Below are 17,487 nucleotides of genomic sequence, written 5' to 3' on the forward strand. Positions count from 1 at the left end.
TATCAAAAAAAAAATAAAAAAACAAAGCTAATGATTAACTAAATTTTAATTCGGATATATTGATAATCAATAAAAAAATAATCTTTTATTACTTAGATTATTTCTTTATTGATGTTTTTTTTTATTTCAAGATAGCATATTGAAATGTAGGATAGCCTCTTTCGCCAGCTGCGTTCACACCAGCTGTAAATCTAACTTTGTAAACATTTCCTGCCGGATCTTTAACAACATAGAAACGATCTGTTCTAGCATTAAATGAAGAAGTTGGATTACCATTTGCATCTGTTCCTCCTACTGTTCCTCTCCAGTTTGAACCAATATTTCTTTGATCATCTGTAAATTTAGCATTATCAACATTTGCCAATGTAAAAGCGTCATATGCAAAAGCAGTTGTAAGTACTTGATAAGTTTTTGCACCACCTTTAACGTTATTTAAAACGAAGTCTGCAAAATTATAAGGCACCAAACCTGTTCCAAAATTAGTTGTGTTAGTAAAACTTGTGAAGCTGATATCCCATTGTGCTTTTTGAGGCTCTACATTAACTGTTTTATTATCTAATAAGCTTAAAAATGTAAAGTTATATGCTGCGTTTTTAGCAACAGTAATTTCATTGTGAGTAGTAGCAGCAATATCAGCATATTGTACTTTATAGTCATTTCCACTTCTTAATATTCTAACTTTTTTCCACCCTCTAGAAGATCCGTTAGCAGTACCCTCATTTCCTGTTTCTGGTTTAGTTGTCGCTGGGTTACTTCCCATATTAATCAAATAAACTTTGTTTTCGCTGTCAGTAGCCGAGATTGCTGCAATAGTAGTTTTAGTAATATCTCCTGCAGGATCATCTACTTGAGTTATACTACCAGATCCTTGATTAAAAATCATAGTTGCATCTTCTGCCTGAACTTCATCAATATTTGTACTAGCCGTTTGTTTAGCAGACATTTTTACAGTATGATTTATTATAACTCTAAAATCTGTTCCAGAATAGAATCCTAAATCCCAAGAAACTCTAGGAACAACAGTCATTTTTCCACTGCTTAAATCAACAAAAACCTGATTTGGCTGAGTAGGTCCTCCAACTTCTGGAGCTAATGCATTTCCTAAAGAAGCTGTCTCGTTAAAGTTTACCTGAATTGATTTGTTCTCAGAAATTACAGAATTAATAGTTACACTGCTAATAGTGAAAACTACATTTTTAACTTCTCCTTCGATAGCTTCCTTTAATTTCTTGAAAGCAAAAGATACAGTAGAAACATTTTTTTCGAAAGGAACTACAATCTTATTTGCAGCGATTGCTGGTGTAGTACTGTAATCTGTGCCATTTGCAACTGCAGTTTCAGTATAAGTTAAAGTTAGAGATCCAGCTGCTGCAGTTGGAGACGCAAATTTGATTTCGATCGGAGTTGTTTCTGCCGATAAATTTAACGACGTAGATGCAAAAGCTACTGCATTTGGCTGCGCTGCTTCATCATCACTACTACAAGCCCCAATGGCTAGTAATACAAAAGATAATATTAAAATAAAGTTCTTTTTCATGGTATTTATATATTAATTAAAATTTAGGTTATACGTAAGTTTTAAAAAGTAAGATCGGCCATATCCTAACATCATATCAGTGCTTGTTCCTCCTCCATGAGCTCCTCCAGATGCATCGCCTCCACCTCCATTCTGAACAGATTGTAAATTAGTAATATCAAACAGGTTCCTGGCTCCAACAGTAACTTCAAATTGATTTTTAAAGAATGATTTTCGAATAGAAGCATCCATCCAGCTGTATGATTGCAATTCATCTAAAAAGAAACCTGCTTTTCCATCACTTCCTGTCCCTGCAACATACTGTTGCTGCTGTCCATTGTATTTATAGAAAATAGCCAACAAAGTATTCCATTTTGTAATATTATAAGAGATACTTGAATTTAATCTGAAAGAGTAGAAAAATTTATCATCAGATACTAAGTTTTCAGCCGCCAAATCAAGTCTTCTAGAAATTCCAACTACAGCGGCACCTAACATTATATTCCAATTTTTATAGGTATATTGCTCTACTGTTGAAATATTCCACATTTTATATCTATTGATATTAACGTATTTATAATGCAAAGGAGTTAACTGCGTTGTGACCAGGTCAATTCTATCATTAACATCGAGATGCGTAACAGCTAAGTTGTTCGAGATTTGAGCACCAGAATCAAAAGTACAGGCCCTTTTTAAACTGACTTCATAAGAAGTACTTGTTTCAGGAATCAAATCCGCATTTCCCTGCATATTATGGTTTGAGTCGACAAAATAAGTATATAGCTCATCAAAGTTTGGAGTACGATAAGATTTACCCAAAGAAGCTCTTGCTTCCAGCTCTTTATCGAAAAGGTATCTTAAACCTAAAGAACTTGCATATTGATTGTCAAAAGCAGATTGAAATGAAAATCGAAGTCCCGGGCGAATAGAAAATTTATCACTTACACCTATTTCAGCAACTGAATAAATATCATAATTCTCTAATCTCTTTCTAATATCTACACCCTGCTGATTATCATCTCTAAAAGCTCCAACTGAAGAATCATAGAAACCTTTCTCGTTTGTAATTTCGTAACCAAGCTGAAAATCTATATTTTTATTATCAAAGAAATTGCTCAGAGTACCCGTTGAATAAAGCACCTCTTTTGATTGATAAGTCTTTCTCTTGTTATCGACCTCTTGTTTTGTATCTATGTGATAAACAAAATTCTCTAAATCACGCTCTTGTTTCTGCTGAGAAACTGAAACATTATACTTTAACCTCGAGAAAAGATTTCCACTAGCATTTAAATGGTGATAATAACGATTGGTAATATATCTTTTGTCTCTCGAAAAATAGGTATCTGCAAATGGATAATTATCCTGAATATTTACAAGTGGGTTGTAGTAATGAACATCTTCACCGTAATAATCAAATTTGTAAAAAATTCTAAAAGCATCTTTTTGATACCCTAGCATAGCATTTCCTACCAATTGCTCTTTGGGTAGCTGCGTATATCCTCTGAGTCCGTCGTTTTTATCGTAATCTTTTCCTTGTCTATTTTCATAAAAACCAGCCATTGCATTACGATTCGCTCCAATATTAACAAACCAATTTTCATTAAAATTATGAGCAATTTTAACTGATTCTATATGACGGCCCTTGTCAAAAAAAGCAAATTCTTGTCCAACTGTTTCTTCCTGAACAGTCGCGCTTATCTGCCATTTGTATCCGCCTCCTTTTTTAGTTATAATATTTAAGACCCCAGTTACAGCATTTGCTCCATGAGTTACTCCCATAGAACCTTCAATTATTTCGATACGTTCAACATCATCAAGATTTACTTGTGTTAAATCGACATTTGTTCCCATTCCTGTATCACTTACTAATGGTATATTATCGACTAAAATTTTAAAATACTGAGCATCTAATCCAAACATAGAAACCTTAGAACGTCCATCATCACCATTTGATGTCACACTAATATTCAGATACTGATTTAAAACATCAGCTAAATTATTTGCTGCCAGCTGCTTTATATTCTCTTTAGTAATTACGCGAACATTAAAAACAGATTTCTTAATTGATTGTGGTTCCAATTGTCCCGTAACAACCACTTCAGAAAGCTTATTTACAGCCGTAGTATCCTTTACTTGTGCAAAAGAAATTTGTCCAAGAAGAAAAACTGCAAAAAGGGTAAATTTTATTTTCATTATTTTTATTCAGTCTTAATAATGGCGCAAATATATAAACTATTTTTATTTGTTCTAAATAAATTCTATATATTTGCGAAAATTTAAAAAACAAAAAAATAAGTTATGATTTCAAAAAGCCTCTATTTTTCAGCCGTTATGGCTTTGACTTGTAGCCTTGGTTTCAGTCAGGATAAAAAGCAACAGGACATTAAATCAATCAAATCTATGTGCGGTTGCTACGAAGTGAAGTTTAATTTTACAGAAACTTTTCAATATCCTAAAGATTCTCTTGCTTACAAACCTTCAGAAACGAAACATGAATCTGCTTTAGAATGGGTAGAGCTATTAGAAGACACGCCTAATAAAATTGTAATGCAACACTTACTTATAGTAAGTGACGATATGATCATCAAACACTGGAGACAAGATTGGTTGTATGAAAACACTGATTTATATTCATTCGACAAAGGAAGTTCCTGGAAATATAAAAAATTGGACAAAAAAGCCGTAAAAGGTCAATGGACTCAAAAAGTATATCAGGTAGACGATAGTCCGCGTTATGAAGGATCATCTACATGGGTACACGTAGACGGACAAGATTATTGGGCAAACGTTGCTGATGCTCCTCTACCTAGAAGAGAGCAAACAAAACGTAATGACTATAATGTTTTAAAAAGAAGAAACATTCACGAAATTACTGCTACAGGTTGGAACCATGAACAAGACAATGATAAATTGATTCGTGATGACAGCGGAAAAGATGTTTTGTTAGCGCAAGAAAAAGGTATGGATGTTTACACTAAAGTAGCAGATATTAAATGTATTGCAGGACAAAAATGGTGGAAGGAAAATAATGCTCTTTGGAAAAATGTTCGTGACAAATGGCAAACGCTTTTTGACAGACATAAAGACTTAAACCTGCAAGCTAAAGTAGACAGAAAAGCTCTTTACTCTCTTTTGTTCGATTTAAAACCAACTGCTACAAAAGCAGAATCAGATGCTATTATCGACAAATTTGTAAAATAAAAATATTTGTGTTAGTTATAAAAAAGCCGATAGTTTTAGGACTATCGGCTTTTTTTGTAATTAATTTATAATGGGTTTTGAACCATTAAAGGATTTGCATCCATCTCCGCTTGTGGCATTTGAAAAATGAATCTATTATCTCCTACGGGAATATTAAATCTACCAAACTCTGGATGATTTGTACCTGAATAATCTCTTACAAGAGGAACTCCCAGACGCTTCATATCATACCAAGCACAACCTTCACCCCACAATTCAATTCTCTTTTGAAGAATAATTTCATTAATTAAATTGCTTCCGGAATTAGTAGATAAAACATAAGCAGGATCTCTAGTTACAGTTATTTCATACAATACTTTCTTTGCATTTGCCTCGTCTCCAGATCTAGCAAGAGCTTCAGCTTCTATGTAATACATTTCAGAAGATCTTAAGTAAATATAATGACCTGCTGTAACTGTAGGATCCCTAAATTTTATGTTAGCATATTCAGGTAATCCAGGATATGTTTTGCTTCCTCCTGGTGCAACAAATGCTTTCTTTCTAAAATCACTATCAGAAATACTATTATACAAATTTTTATCTATATTTTTATATAATCCCATACCTCCTGCATAACCATCTTCATTTGTATTGTCAAAGTGAGCAAAGAAACTCGCAACAAATGTGCTAGTTGCTGCTGTTATAGTAGCTCCCCACATAGTTTCTTTAGACTTAATGTCATAGAAACCATTCATCCACTCTTTTTCATTAAGCAATTCATAAGATTCTCTAGCTGAATGTGCAAGAGCAGCTGCCTCTGAATATTTACCCATTTCTAAATAAACATCAGCCAAAAATGCTTCAGCTACAGTTTGATCAACTGCATCATGATTTTTACGTTCAAATTCTTTTAATAATTCGATAGACTCTTTTAAATCATTTTCTATCAATGTATATACTTCTTCCGAAGTAGATCTTGCTTTCCCAACTAATGTTAATTCAGTGTAAATAGGTACACATAATTTAGTTTCATTACCTATATAAGTAGGTCCGTATGTACGAGCTAACATAAAATAAAAATACCCTCTTAGGGCTAAAGCTTGCCCTCTAACTGCTTTTAAACTCTCATCAGTTGTATTAGAAGGAATTACGCTCAATACAAGATTTGCAGATTTTATCTGAGGGTAATAAGTATTCCAAACTAGTCTTGACCTAACACTAGTTTGTTGTCTGCCCAAATAATTATAGAAAGAACCATACCAACTTGATTTTGTCATCAACATATCATTCGACATCATATCCATTGCAGAAAGCACTGACTTATGTCCATAATCTTCATGATTACCACCAATTGCTAATCCATAAGATCGCAATGCTGTATAAATTCCATTTATAAGTGCCTGATTTGATGATGCAGATTTAGCCAGTTGCTCAGTATCAATTGTTGATTGAGGTTCTGTATCCAAAAAATCTTTGTCACAGCTGATAAAAATCAATGAGGCAAATGCTAATATTACTATTTTTTTCATGTTCTTAAAAATTTACTGTTAAACCAAATGATATAGATTTCATTACACCATATACATTTAAAGACTGACCATTATTTGTCCTTGATCCTAAATTACTTAATCTCGGATCCAGACCTTTTCTTTCTGACCACAATGCCAAATTTGACCCCATTAAAGTAAATTTCGTCGATTGAATTCCTAAATCTGCAAGTTTACTGTTTTTGAAATCATATGATATCGAAACATCCTGAAGACTTATATAATCAGACTTTGTAAGGAAATAATCCGAAGTTCCCATTTGATAAGTCGAAATATGGTCGATTCTTGGAATATCTGAATTTGGATTATCAATAGACCAAGCTTTAGTTACATCTTTATGATAATTTTGTCCAATATTATCCGATCCTGAATACATTTCTTTTTGATAAACTCCATCATACATATATCCTCCAAACTGATAAGCAAAACTAGCCTGAAATGTAATATCTTTAAATCTCACAAGGGTTCCGAAACCACCATACACATCAGGATTTGCACTTTTACTACTCAAGTATTGAGTTGCATTTCCATAAACATTGGTTATTGCTTTACCAGTTACATTTCCTTCCGCATCTTTTACATCCATATACCATAAAGCATCTCCATTAGTTTTATCAATGCCAGCATATTCTCTTAGAAAATAAGAGTAAGCAGGAGCTCCAACTTCAAATCTATAAATGTCATTTGTAAAAGCTATAGGCAATGATGTTACTTTATTTTTGTAATGTGTTGCATTACCCCAAATATTAAAATCAAAATTTTCTGATTTAACTATATCAATTCCTAAATTAACCTCTACACCTTTATTTCCCATATCTCCGATGTTTTTGGAGACAAATGAAGTTCCAGTCGACAAAGCAATAGGAAAATTATAAATCAAATCACTTACATTTCTTTCAAAATATTCTGCTTCTAAAGAAATTCGATCAAATAATACAATATCAAATCCAATGTTTAAATTTTTAGATTTTTCCCACTTGATATTTCTTTCAGCTTCAAAAACATTCAAAGCACTTGCTTCTTCCTCTGAGTTTGGTAATATTTCGTATTGTGTTTTGTAGGCATAATAATTTCTTTCACTATCAAAAAAGCTACGATGATTAATCTGTGAACTTGAAGGATAATATATATTATCATTTCCTTGCTCTCCATAACTTCCTTTTATTCTTAAATCAGTAATCCACTTTGTTTTAGGAAAAAATGACTCTTTCATCACAGACCATGCTCCTCCCAAACCGTAAAAATTACCCCATCTGTTTTCTGGCGAAAAGACAGAAGAACCATCTCTTCTAAAACTACCATTTAAAAAATACTTGTTTTTATAATTATAATTTAATCTCGAGAAGTAACCCTCAACTTTATATAAATCATTATATCCATCCACATAACCATATCTGGTTGCATTACTCAATTCTGTTAAATCAGGAATTACAATATTACTTTTTTGGCCAGCTAACATTTTCGAAATAAAGTCGGATGATTCATGTCCCACAAGAACATCAAAAGAATGACTTCCGAATGTTTTTTTCCATGATAACAGTTGTTGATTGGTTAAGGTATATTCATTTTTTGTAGCTGTACCAATTCTACCCTTCGCCCCTACAGCATCTCCACCAAGTCCAGTAGCTGTATTTAAATAATATCCTGACAAAAGATCATATCCTATATTGTATCTAAAATTAAAATCTTTAAGAAAATCGATCGAAACATATCCTCTGGCACCAAATTTATTCTCTTCGCTTAAATTTGTATTTAATAATGTTGTTGCGTAAGGATTAAGATTTGAACCATATTGACGTTCTCCTGACTGATTAAAATCATAAGATCGACTTCCGTCTCCATTAGTAATTATAGCACCATTATCATCACGTTGCCAAATTGGATAAATTGGAGCTATACTTCTGGCCCAATTAAACAAATTACTATAAGTAGATGATGATACTTGAGAAATAGGCGCATTTTTGTTCGAATGAGCATAATTTACATTTGCACCAAGTTTGATTTTATTCGAAACTGTGTAGTCTACATTTGCTCTAAGAGTTACACGTTCAAAGTTAGAATTGATTGTATAACCATCATCTGATAAATACCCCATTGATAAATATGAACTTAAATTGTCTGTACTACTTGACAAACTTAAATAATGTTCTTGCCTTATAGCATCTCTAAATAACGCTTTTGACCAATCATCATGATATAACAATTTAGCATCAGCATTTATTTCTCCCGTTAACGGATTTATAACCTGATTATTAGGCACATTATAATTGTTATATCCTAAAGAATAAGTTTTTCCATTAATTAAATTCTGCGCAGCAGTGTTTCCAGCATTTTCAGGTGTTTGACCTGTATAAATCAAACCATTTTTAATTCTATTATAAACAGCTTTATAGTAATCACCAGGGTCGGTAATTATATCATATTCTGGCACTGCTCTTGAATTGACACCAATTTTAGTTTCATAGGTAATCTTTAATTGTCCTTTTTTTCCTTTTTTGGTGGTAACAATGATTACTCCATTTGCTCCCCTACTACCATATAATGCATTAGAAGATGCGTCTTTCAAAAAACTTATTGATTCAATATCTTGGGTTGCTATGGCATTTATATCTCCATTATAAGGAATGCCATCTATAACATACAACGGAGCATTTGAAGATGAAATAGAGCCAATACCTCTAAATCTTACTTGAGGAGCTTCTCCAGGCTGACCTGAATTTGCACTAATTTGAACTCCCGCAACTTTACCTGTTAGTGATTGAACGGCATTAGAAGATTGTGAGTTTTCTAACATTTTTGAATCTACCTTTGCAACAGCTCCAGTAATCTCCTGTTTCTTCTGAGTACCAAAAGCTACAACAACAACTTCATCTAACTCTTTTCCAACTTCCTTCATCTTTGCATTTACTACTGAGGAAGCGCCAACAGTAATATTTACATCCTGCATACCTACATAGGAAAATAAAAGAACATCTCCGGTTTTTGCTTTGATTGAATATTTACCATCAAAATCTGTCTGTACACCATTCTTCGTTCCTTTGACGATAACATTTATCCCAGGTACCGGTCCAGACGCATCTGACACAGTTCCCGAAATAACTCGCTCTTGTGCAAAAAACAACTGAGAACTCAGTACAACAATCAGTAGTAACAACCCTTTAATTTTTTGTTTCATTGTATAAATTTTGAATTATTTTGGCGCAACTTATCAAATTAATACAACTTTAACAAGATTTTTAATTCTTTTAACACAATTAAAAGTAATCCATTTACTACTTTTAACAAAATTACATGCTATTAAATAATTGATTTTACATTGCTTAACAGGAAAAAAGCAACAAATTGTAAGAATTATTAGAAAAAATCAAAATCTTACAAAAAACGAAGAGTTTTGATTTTGGTCTCGATATTTGAGATCTATCAATATCTATAAAACTTTAATTAGAGACATAAAAAAACCGTCTAAAAAATCAATTTCAGACGGTGATCCTTTATTATTTTCACTAAATAGGGTACTAATTCAAAATAGATAAAATAAATATTAGGAAATATTTTTAAGATATTCACGTATGCGAACATCTTTCAATAAAAATTTAGAGCGTTATCTTTTCAAGTTTATTAAACCTTGAAAGATTTTATTTCTGCAAAAATATTACAGAATAATCTTTCAAAAAGGAACAATACGTTTTATTAGTAACAATAAAAGCCAATAGTTTTGCAACTATTGGCTTTTTAAACTTTAAGTATTTAAGAAATTTACATTCTTTCCGGAACTTCAATTCCTAATAATGTAAACGCTGATTTTATAACTTCGGCTACTTTCTGCGAAAGCTGCACTCTGAATATCTTTTTAGTCAAATCTACTTCTCCTAAGATATGAACTGACTGATAAAATGAATTGTACTCTTTTACCAAATCATAAGTATAATTTGCAATTAAAGCCGGACTGTGATTTTGAGCTGCATTTTGAATTACTTCGGGGAAAAGTTCGATTTGTTTTACCAATTCTTTTTCCTTTTCGTGTAATTCTGCGGTATTTGTTGCAGCAGAAAAATCAAAATCGGCTTTACGGATTATCGATTGAATTCTGGCATATGTATATTGAATAAATGGTCCTGTATTTCCTGCAAAATCAACAGATTCTTCTGGATTAAACAAAATACGTTTTTTAGGATCAACCTTTAATATGTAATATTTTAAAGCACCAAGACCAATTGTTTTGTACAATTTCGCTTTTTCCTCAGCCGAATAACTGTCTAATTTCCCTAAGTCTTCTGAAATTTGTTGCGCGGTATCGGTCATATCCTGCATTAAATCATCTGCATCTACCACAGTTCCTTCACGGCTTTTCATTTTTCCGGAAGGTAAATCTACCATTCCATATGATAAGTGATACAGGCTTGAAGCCCAGTCAAAACCTAATTTTTTCAGGATAAGAAATAATACTTTAAAGTGGTAATCCTGTTCGTTACCAACGGTATAAACCATTCCGCCAACATCCGGCATATCTTTTACACGCTGAATTGCTGTACCAATATCCTGCGTCATATAAACAGCAGTTCCGTCAGAACGCAATACAATTTTACGATCCAAGCCTTCATCTGTCAAATCAATCCAAACAGAACCGTCAGGATCTTTTTCGAAAACACCACTATCAAGGCCTATCTGAACAACATCTTTTCCTAATAAATAGGTATTACTTTCATAATAATATTTATCAAAATTAACTCCAAGATTGGTGTAAGTTGTAGCAAAACCGTCATAAACCCATTGGTTCATCATTTTCCAAAGTGAAATAACTTCTTCGTCTCCAGATTCCCATTTTTTAAGCATTTCCTGAGCTTCAATAATAATTGGAGCTTGTTTTTTTGCTTCGTCTTCGGTTTTACCGGTTTCTATTAATTGATTGATTTCGCCTTTATAAGCTTTATCAAACTCTACATAATATTTACCAACTAATTTATCCCCTTTTAAGCTTGAACTTTCAGGAGTTTCACCATTTCCGAATTTCTGCCAGGCCAACATCGATTTGCAGATATGAATTCCACGATCGTTGATGATTTGCGTTTTGTACACTTTTTTACCCGAAGCTTTTATAATTTCGGCTACAGAATATCCTAACAAATTGTTACGAACGTGACCTAAATGCAAAGGTTTATTGGTATTTGGCGAAGAATATTCGACCATAATGGCTTTGTCCTCCGGATTTGGAGTTACATATCCAAACTTTTGGTTGTCTCTTATTTCATTAAAGAAATTCAAATAATAACTATCGGCAATTACAATATTCAAAAAGCCCGAAACAACGTTAAAACGTGATACTTCAGGAAGATTTTCGACTAAATAATTCCCTATTTTATTTCCTAATTCTACAGGATTGCTTTTGATTACTTTTAGTAAAGGAAAAATTACCATTGTAATATCGCCCTCAAACTCTTTTCTGGTAGTTTGAAATTCAATTTTATCAACAGTAACATCAAATAATGCTTGTATAGCTTTTTGTATAGAAGGAGTAAGAATTTGTGATAATGACATGTAAACTTATTTTTAAAGTGAGCAAAGATACTGCTTATTCATCAATTACAGAAAATGAAAAACATATAAAATAGAACAAAACAATTTGAATTTCTTAAAAAGCCCTTTATTCTGATTGTTAAAATTATCAAAAAATTAAAATGCTAATCTATTTAAAAACAGGCCATCTTAAAAAAAACAAAATATTTTTTATTTTTTTCTGTAACATATCGATGATAAAAGAGTCTTAATAGGGACTTTGAATTCATTTGAAGCAAAAAAAATAAACAAAAACAAAAAAACAAATCATCATCATCAATCAAATCAAAATAATCATTACATCATTATGAAACTAAAATTCTTTCTGTTTGCATTACTGGGGGTAATTGCAACAACACAGGCCCAAAACACGGGAACAGTGTCCGGGAAAATTACCGAAAAATCGAATAATGCGCCTATTTCTTATGCCACAGTCTCTATCAAAGACAACGGAAAAGTAGTTACGGGAGTAAATACAGATGATAATGGAAGCTTTTCGATTAAAAACTTGGCTTTAAAAAGTTATACTATCGAGATTCAATACATTGGATTTAGAAAATACGTTGGTTCAGTAATTTTGAGCGACAATAAAAAATCAGCTACAATTAATGCTGCTCTTGAGGAAGAAGCAACTCAGCTTAAAGGTGTAAATATTGTAAGCGATCGTTCTACAATAGAACAAAAAATTGATAGAAAAGTAATTACTGTTGGAAAGGATTTGACAACTGCCGGAGCTTCTGCATCTGACATTATGAACAATATTCCATCTGTAAATGTAGATCAGGACGGAAAACTTTCACTTCGTGGAAACGATAATGTTCGTGTATTAATTGACGGTAGACCATCAAATATTGATCCTGCCCAATTATTAAAACAAATTCCATCAACTTCGATCAAAAAAATTGAATTAATCACCAATCCAAGTGCGAAGTACAATCCTGAAGGAATGTCGGGAATTATTAATATCGTTTTGCATAAAAATGCCAACACTGGTTTTAACGGAAGTTACAGTGGCGGAATCACTTTTGGTGAAACAGCAAAATACAACCAGTCTTTGAACCTGAATTATAAAACAGGAAAAGTAAATTTCTTTGGTAACGTAGGTCAGAATTTTGGAACTTATTTTAATGAAGGACATATCAACAGATTAGATCAGGATATTACTCAAAATTTAGACATTAAAAACGACAACGATTCTTACTTGTATAAAATTGGAATGGATTATTTAATTGATGATCACAATACTTTATCATTTTATACCAATCAAAATAAATCTAACGGAAAAGGTTTTGTAGATACCAACATTGATTACAATAATGTAACTGATTCTGATTTACTAAATGTTTTTCAAAAATCTAAATACACAGGTCCGGATCAGGTAGGAACTTACAATTTAGCATACAAACATATCTTTAAAAAAGAAGGTCATACTTTGGATGTTGAAGGAAACTACAGCGATAATAAAGAAACTCAATATGCTTCTTTTGATACTCAGTCAACAAAAATTGACAATACTAAAAATAGCGTAATTTATGATGACTATATCAGAGGTACCCGTAAATTAAGCACTTTGAATGTTGATTACGTAAATCCGCTAAACGAGAAAACGACTCTTGAAGCAGGTGCCGAAGCCAGAATTACTAAAACGGATAACGATTATACTACAGGAAACCCATTAGCCGAAATTCCGGTTTCTAATTATACTTACGACACGGATATTTACTCCGCTTATGTAACTTTTGGACAGAAATTTAAAAAATTCAGTTACCAGTTAGGAGCTCGTTTCGAAAGCTATAAAGTAGCCGCTAATTTAAATCACGGTCTTGAAAAATTTGATGATGATTATATCACTTTATATCCATCGGCTTATTTCACTTATAATTTGAATGAGAAAAATACTTTTCAATTTAGCTATAGCCGTCGTGTAGACCGCCCGAGTTTAGAGCAGACAAAACCTATTCGTGAATTTTCTACTCCGTTAGTAACTTCATTAGGAAATCCTGAATTGAGACCTCAATTTACAAACTCAGTAGAAGTAAATTATACTAAAACTTTCGAAAAAGGAAGTTTTACGACAGGTGTATTTTACAGAAGTATCAATGACCAAATTAGTAGAATTTTATATCCGGACGATACAGATCCAAGTGGTAACAAACAGATCATGACTTTTACCAATTATGATCATAATACTTCTTACGGTTTCGAAGTTTCTTTCAATTATAAAATTACAAAATGGTGGGACATCTCTCCATCTATTGATTTCTCAAGTATCAATCAGCAGGGAGTTGTGTTTTTATATGATCCGGCAACAAAAATTAGCAACCCTATTGAAAGAAAAGTTACCGTTGCAGCATTTAACGGTCGTATGAACTCAAACTTTAAAGTAAACAAGCGTTTAAGCTTTTTATTATTCGGATTTTACAGAGGCGCTGTTGATGGACTGCAAAATAATAACCATGAAATGTACAAAATGGACATAGGTTCGCGTTATACATTGTTAGACAGCAAGATGAACATTAGTTTACGTTTTAATGACGTATTCAATACTATGAAATATGCTTTTGATACAATGTATCCTTATCCTCAGGCAGGACAGTTTACATGGGAAAGCCAAACCGTTTATTTAGGATTAACCTATAACTTTGGTGGAGCAAAAATCAAAAATCTTGAGCGTAAACAAAGAGAAGACAACACTAATAAAGGTGGTGGCGGAATGTTTTAATCCCACTTTTACTAGTAGATTTTAATAGTTCTTGTAGAAAAGAAAAGCCTGGAGTTTGCCAACTTCAGGCTTTTCTTATTTTATGCATTGCTTATAAAAAATTTCGCAATTCTTTTATCTCTTCGGGATTTGCCGTTTCAGAATTATCTGTAATCGCTGATGAATGGAAAAAAGTAGGTTCTAATTTTTCCTGTATCAATTTAATATTCGAAGATCGCAAACCTCCTCCGGGCATAATCTCGATTCGGTCTTGGGCAAGTTTCTGAATCATTTCTAAATCATCGATTCCTTCTTCGACATTTTTTCCACGTCCCGATGTTAAGATAGTTTGAAAACCACAATCAATAACATCTTCGAGAGCCTGTTCTATTGAATTAACACAATCAAAAGCACGATGAAAAGTACAGGAAAGCGGACTCGCCAAATTGACTAATTCCTTATTTTGCTTTTTATCAACGCTTCCGTCAGGATTTAAAATTCCAAAAACAAAGCCGTCAACACCTAATTTTTTCAGGTGTTTTATATCCTGCTTCATTTCTACAAATTCTTCGTCAGTATATACAAAATCTCCTCCTCGAGGTCTTATAATAACATGCATTTTAATCGATAATTTTTCTCGAACTCTTACCGCCAAAACAGCATTGGGCGTTGTTCCGCCAAGTTGCATATTTTCACACAATTCAATTCTGTCTGCACCACTTTCCTCTGCAATTAATGCCGATTGGTAATTGAAACACGCTATTTCCAGTTGATTTTTTTTCATTTTGATTAAAAAAGATGTTTTTTTATCATTTCTGACTTAACAAAAATATTAATTAAAAATCAGAATTTCATACTCAAAAGAGAAAGCTTGGTAATTGTAAGAAGGCTTCAACTTCGCTCAGCCTGACAATCACTATTTACAAAATTTCCTTTTTAGTTAATTATGATCCTGCGCGAGTTGAATGTTATCCAATTGAAATGTAAGCTTCTAGTAAGTCCAACCTGATAACAGATTACAAAATAACTGGCTAGTACATTTGTCATCCTGAGCGAAGTCGAAGGCTCGCTTAATACTAAATCTCTTTTTTATTATAATGTTTATGCGTAGTTGTATTTAAACATTCTGAAAGATTTTTTAAGTCTTCCCATTTATCATTTATAATAGCCTCTTTCTTTTTTCTACTCCATCCTTTTACTTGCTTTTCAAATGCAATAGCTTGATTAATATCATTAAATTCAGTGCAAAAAACTAATTCAAGAGGCCTTTTATTATAAGTGTAACTTTCTTTATTTAAACCAAAGTTATGTTCATTTAATCTCCTCTCTACATCATTCGTAACTCCTGTGTAATAACTATTATCAGAACATTTTAATATATAAACATAATATCTTTTCATCTTAGCTAATTTAGTTCCAAAACATATAAAAGTAAGAAAATCATTTCAAAATAAAACATTCTTTATATTCAAATGTCACCCTGAGCAAAGTAGAAGGACCCTCTCATTGGAAAGCGGGCTTCGACTCCGCTCAGCCTGACAATCGTCATTCATCAAAATCTCTTTGCTAATCAAGTGTCACCCTGAGCGAAGTCAAAGGGCACTTCCAATAGCAACGGGTCTTCGACTTCGCTGAGACTGACAATCGTCATTCATCAAAATCTATTTGCTAATCAAGTGTCACCCTGAGCGAAGTCGAAGGGTACTCCCAATAGCAACGGGTCTTCGACTTCGCTCAGACTGACAATCGTCATTCATCAAAATCTCTTTGCTGATCAAGTGTCACCCTGAGCGAAGTCGAAGGGCGCTCCCAATTAGAACGAGGGTCTTCGACTTCGCTCAGACTGACAATTGTGTACAAAAAAAACCTGCTCCAAAAAAGAGCAGGTTTTAAAATATAATGCAAGATGAATTAATTTACCATTTGATAATAGCGCTTGCCCAGGTGAAACCACTACCAAAAGCCGCTAAAACAACTGTATCTCCTGATTTGATTTTTCCTTGTTCCCAAGCTTCTGTCAAAGCAATCGGAATTGAGGCTGCGGTAGTATTACCGTATTTTTGGATGTTATTATGAACCTGATCATCCGTCAATTTGAATTTATTTTGAATGAATTGTGAAATTCTCAAATTCGCCTGATGCGGAATCAACATGTCAATATCAGAAACTTGTAAACCGTTTGCTTCTAAACCTTCATTGATTACCTCTGCAAAACGAACTACTGCATTTTTAAATACAAATTGTCCGTTCATGTACGGATAATAACTTTCGTCATTTGGGTCATTATCTGCTAAAATATCAGTTACCCAACGCGCTCCCATTCCGGGTGCCTGCAAAGCTAATTCCTCTGCATGCTGACCTTCTGAATGCAAGTGAGTAGATAAAATTCCTTTTGTCAAATCTTCTTCACGGCTTAAAACCGCTGCTCCAGCCCCATCTCCAAAAATTACCGAAACTCCACGTCCGCGGGTTGTCATATCTAATCCTGTAGAATGTACCTCAGAACCAATTACCAAAATATTTTTATACATTCCGGTTTTAATATATTGATCTGCAACAGAAATAGCATACACAAAACCAGAACATTGATTTCTAACATCTAATGCTCCTACGGTACGTAATCCTAAATCGCGTTGTACCAAAACTCCAGGCCCTGGAAAATAGTAATCCGGACTTAATGTAGCAAAAACTACAAAATCAATATCTTCTTTGGCTACGCCAGAACGTTCTATAGCAATTTTAGCTGCTTTTACCCCCATTGTAGTAGTGGTATCTTCTCCACGAATAATATGTCTTCGTTCCTGAATTCCAGTACGCTCCTGAATCCACTCATCATTGGTATCAATAATCTTAGACAAATCATCGTTGGTCACAACATTTGAAGGAACATAATATCCTAAGCCCGCTATTTTTGAGTGATACATATTGTTTTATTATTTATTAAAAAATTTGATTGCAAATTTAAGTATACTTTAAATCATTAGCGTACA

General features: G+C 33.0%; 10 protein-coding genes. 2 read left to right on the forward strand and 8 right to left on the reverse strand.

The window, feature by feature from the left end:
- Positions 1 to 121 precede the first annotated feature (121 nt).
- Together ACIDC4_RS11360 and ACIDC4_RS11365 are read right to left on the reverse strand one after the other, a co-directional pair.
- Positions 122 to 1,537, reverse strand: a complete 1,416-nt coding sequence (locus ACIDC4_RS11360; protein ID WP_412045332.1) for an HmuY family protein — start codon at positions 1,535 to 1,537, stop codon at positions 122 to 124.
- Positions 1,538 to 1,549: 12 nt separating this feature from the next.
- Positions 1,550 to 3,709: a TonB-dependent receptor plug domain-containing protein gene (locus ACIDC4_RS11365; protein WP_412045331.1), complete on the reverse strand. Its 2,160-nt coding sequence runs from the start codon at positions 3,707 to 3,709 to the stop codon at positions 1,550 to 1,552.
- Between the two features lie 105 nt (positions 3,710 to 3,814).
- On the opposite strand from ACIDC4_RS11365, the gene ACIDC4_RS11370 reads away from it, so the two are divergent.
- The gene (locus ACIDC4_RS11370; RefSeq protein WP_412045330.1) at positions 3,815 to 4,717 is read left to right on the forward strand and encodes a DUF6607 family protein; all 903 of its coding nucleotides are present in this window, start codon (positions 3,815 to 3,817) and stop codon (positions 4,715 to 4,717) included.
- Positions 4,718 to 4,782: 65 nt separating this feature from the next.
- Here the strand turns inward: ACIDC4_RS11370 and ACIDC4_RS11375 are convergent, their stop codons facing one another.
- The 3 genes from ACIDC4_RS11375 to argS form a co-directional block, all read right to left on the reverse strand.
- Complete coding sequence (locus ACIDC4_RS11375; protein WP_412045329.1) at positions 4,783 to 6,225, reverse strand: RagB/SusD family nutrient uptake outer membrane protein; 1,443 nt, start codon at positions 6,223 to 6,225, stop codon at positions 4,783 to 4,785.
- A 4-nt stretch (positions 6,226 to 6,229) separates the two neighbouring features.
- On the reverse strand, positions 6,230 to 9,418 hold the full coding sequence (locus ACIDC4_RS11380) for a SusC/RagA family TonB-linked outer membrane protein (protein WP_412045328.1): 3,189 nt from the start codon (positions 9,416 to 9,418) through the stop codon (positions 6,230 to 6,232).
- 581 nt (positions 9,419 to 9,999) lie between these two features.
- The gene (gene argS / locus ACIDC4_RS11385) at positions 10,000 to 11,778 is read right to left on the reverse strand and encodes an arginine--tRNA ligase (RefSeq protein ID WP_412045327.1); all 1,779 of its coding nucleotides are present in this window, start codon (positions 11,776 to 11,778) and stop codon (positions 10,000 to 10,002) included.
- A 325-nt stretch (positions 11,779 to 12,103) separates the two neighbouring features.
- On the opposite strand from argS, the gene ACIDC4_RS11390 reads away from it, so the two are divergent.
- Positions 12,104 to 14,518, forward strand: coding sequence for a TonB-dependent receptor (locus ACIDC4_RS11390; RefSeq protein WP_412045326.1), 2,415 nt, complete (start codon positions 12,104 to 12,106; stop codon positions 14,516 to 14,518).
- 91 nt (positions 14,519 to 14,609) lie between these two features.
- Here ACIDC4_RS11390 and ACIDC4_RS11395 read toward each other — a convergent pair whose 3' ends face one another.
- From ACIDC4_RS11395 to ACIDC4_RS11405, 3 genes are all read right to left on the reverse strand, one after another.
- Complete coding sequence (locus tag ACIDC4_RS11395; RefSeq protein WP_412045325.1) at positions 14,610 to 15,281, reverse strand: copper homeostasis protein CutC; 672 nt, start codon at positions 15,279 to 15,281, stop codon at positions 14,610 to 14,612.
- Between the two features lie 292 nt (positions 15,282 to 15,573).
- Positions 15,574 to 15,897 (reverse strand): GIY-YIG nuclease family protein, encoded by a 324-nt coding sequence (locus ACIDC4_RS11400; RefSeq protein WP_412045324.1) that lies wholly within the window; start codon positions 15,895 to 15,897, stop codon positions 15,574 to 15,576.
- A 516-nt stretch (positions 15,898 to 16,413) separates the two neighbouring features.
- Entirely contained in the window at positions 16,414 to 17,421 is a 1,008-nt protein-coding gene (locus tag ACIDC4_RS11405; RefSeq protein WP_055093260.1) for a 3-oxoacyl-ACP synthase III family protein, read from the reverse strand.
- Positions 17,422 to 17,487: the final 66 nt, after the last annotated feature.

It is taken from the genome of Flavobacterium sp. C3NV, from assembly GCF_046825355.2.
GTDB lineage: Bacteria > Bacteroidota > Bacteroidia > Flavobacteriales > Flavobacteriaceae > Flavobacterium.

What these genes read in the sequence shown, in the direction of transcription:
- ACIDC4_RS11360 (WP_412045332.1), bottom strand. Translation starts at nt 1,537, where the DNA reads ATGAAAAAGAACTTTATTTTAATATTATCTTTTGTATTACTAGCCATT.
- ACIDC4_RS11365 (WP_412045331.1), bottom strand. Translation starts at nt 3,709, where the DNA reads ATGAAAATAAAATTTACCCTTTTTGCAGTTTTTCTTCTTGGACAAATT.
- ACIDC4_RS11370 (WP_412045330.1), top strand. Translation starts at nt 3,815, where the DNA reads ATGATTTCAAAAAGCCTCTATTTTTCAGCCGTTATGGCTTTGACTTGT.
- ACIDC4_RS11375 (WP_412045329.1), bottom strand. Translation starts at nt 6,225, where the DNA reads ATGAAAAAAATAGTAATATTAGCATTTGCCTCATTGATTTTTATCAGC.
- ACIDC4_RS11380 (WP_412045328.1), bottom strand. Translation starts at nt 9,418, where the DNA reads ATGAAACAAAAAATTAAAGGGTTGTTACTACTGATTGTTGTACTGAGT.
- argS (WP_412045327.1), bottom strand. Translation starts at nt 11,778, where the DNA reads ATGTCATTATCACAAATTCTTACTCCTTCTATACAAAAAGCTATACAA.
- ACIDC4_RS11390 (WP_412045326.1), top strand. Translation starts at nt 12,104, where the DNA reads ATGAAACTAAAATTCTTTCTGTTTGCATTACTGGGGGTAATTGCAACA.
- ACIDC4_RS11395 (WP_412045325.1), bottom strand. Translation starts at nt 15,281, where the DNA reads ATGAAAAAAAATCAACTGGAAATAGCGTGTTTCAATTACCAATCGGCA.
- ACIDC4_RS11400 (WP_412045324.1), bottom strand. Translation starts at nt 15,897, where the DNA reads ATGAAAAGATATTATGTTTATATATTAAAATGTTCTGATAATAGTTAT.
- ACIDC4_RS11405 (WP_055093260.1), bottom strand. Translation starts at nt 17,421, where the DNA reads ATGTATCACTCAAAAATAGCGGGCTTAGGATATTATGTTCCTTCAAAT.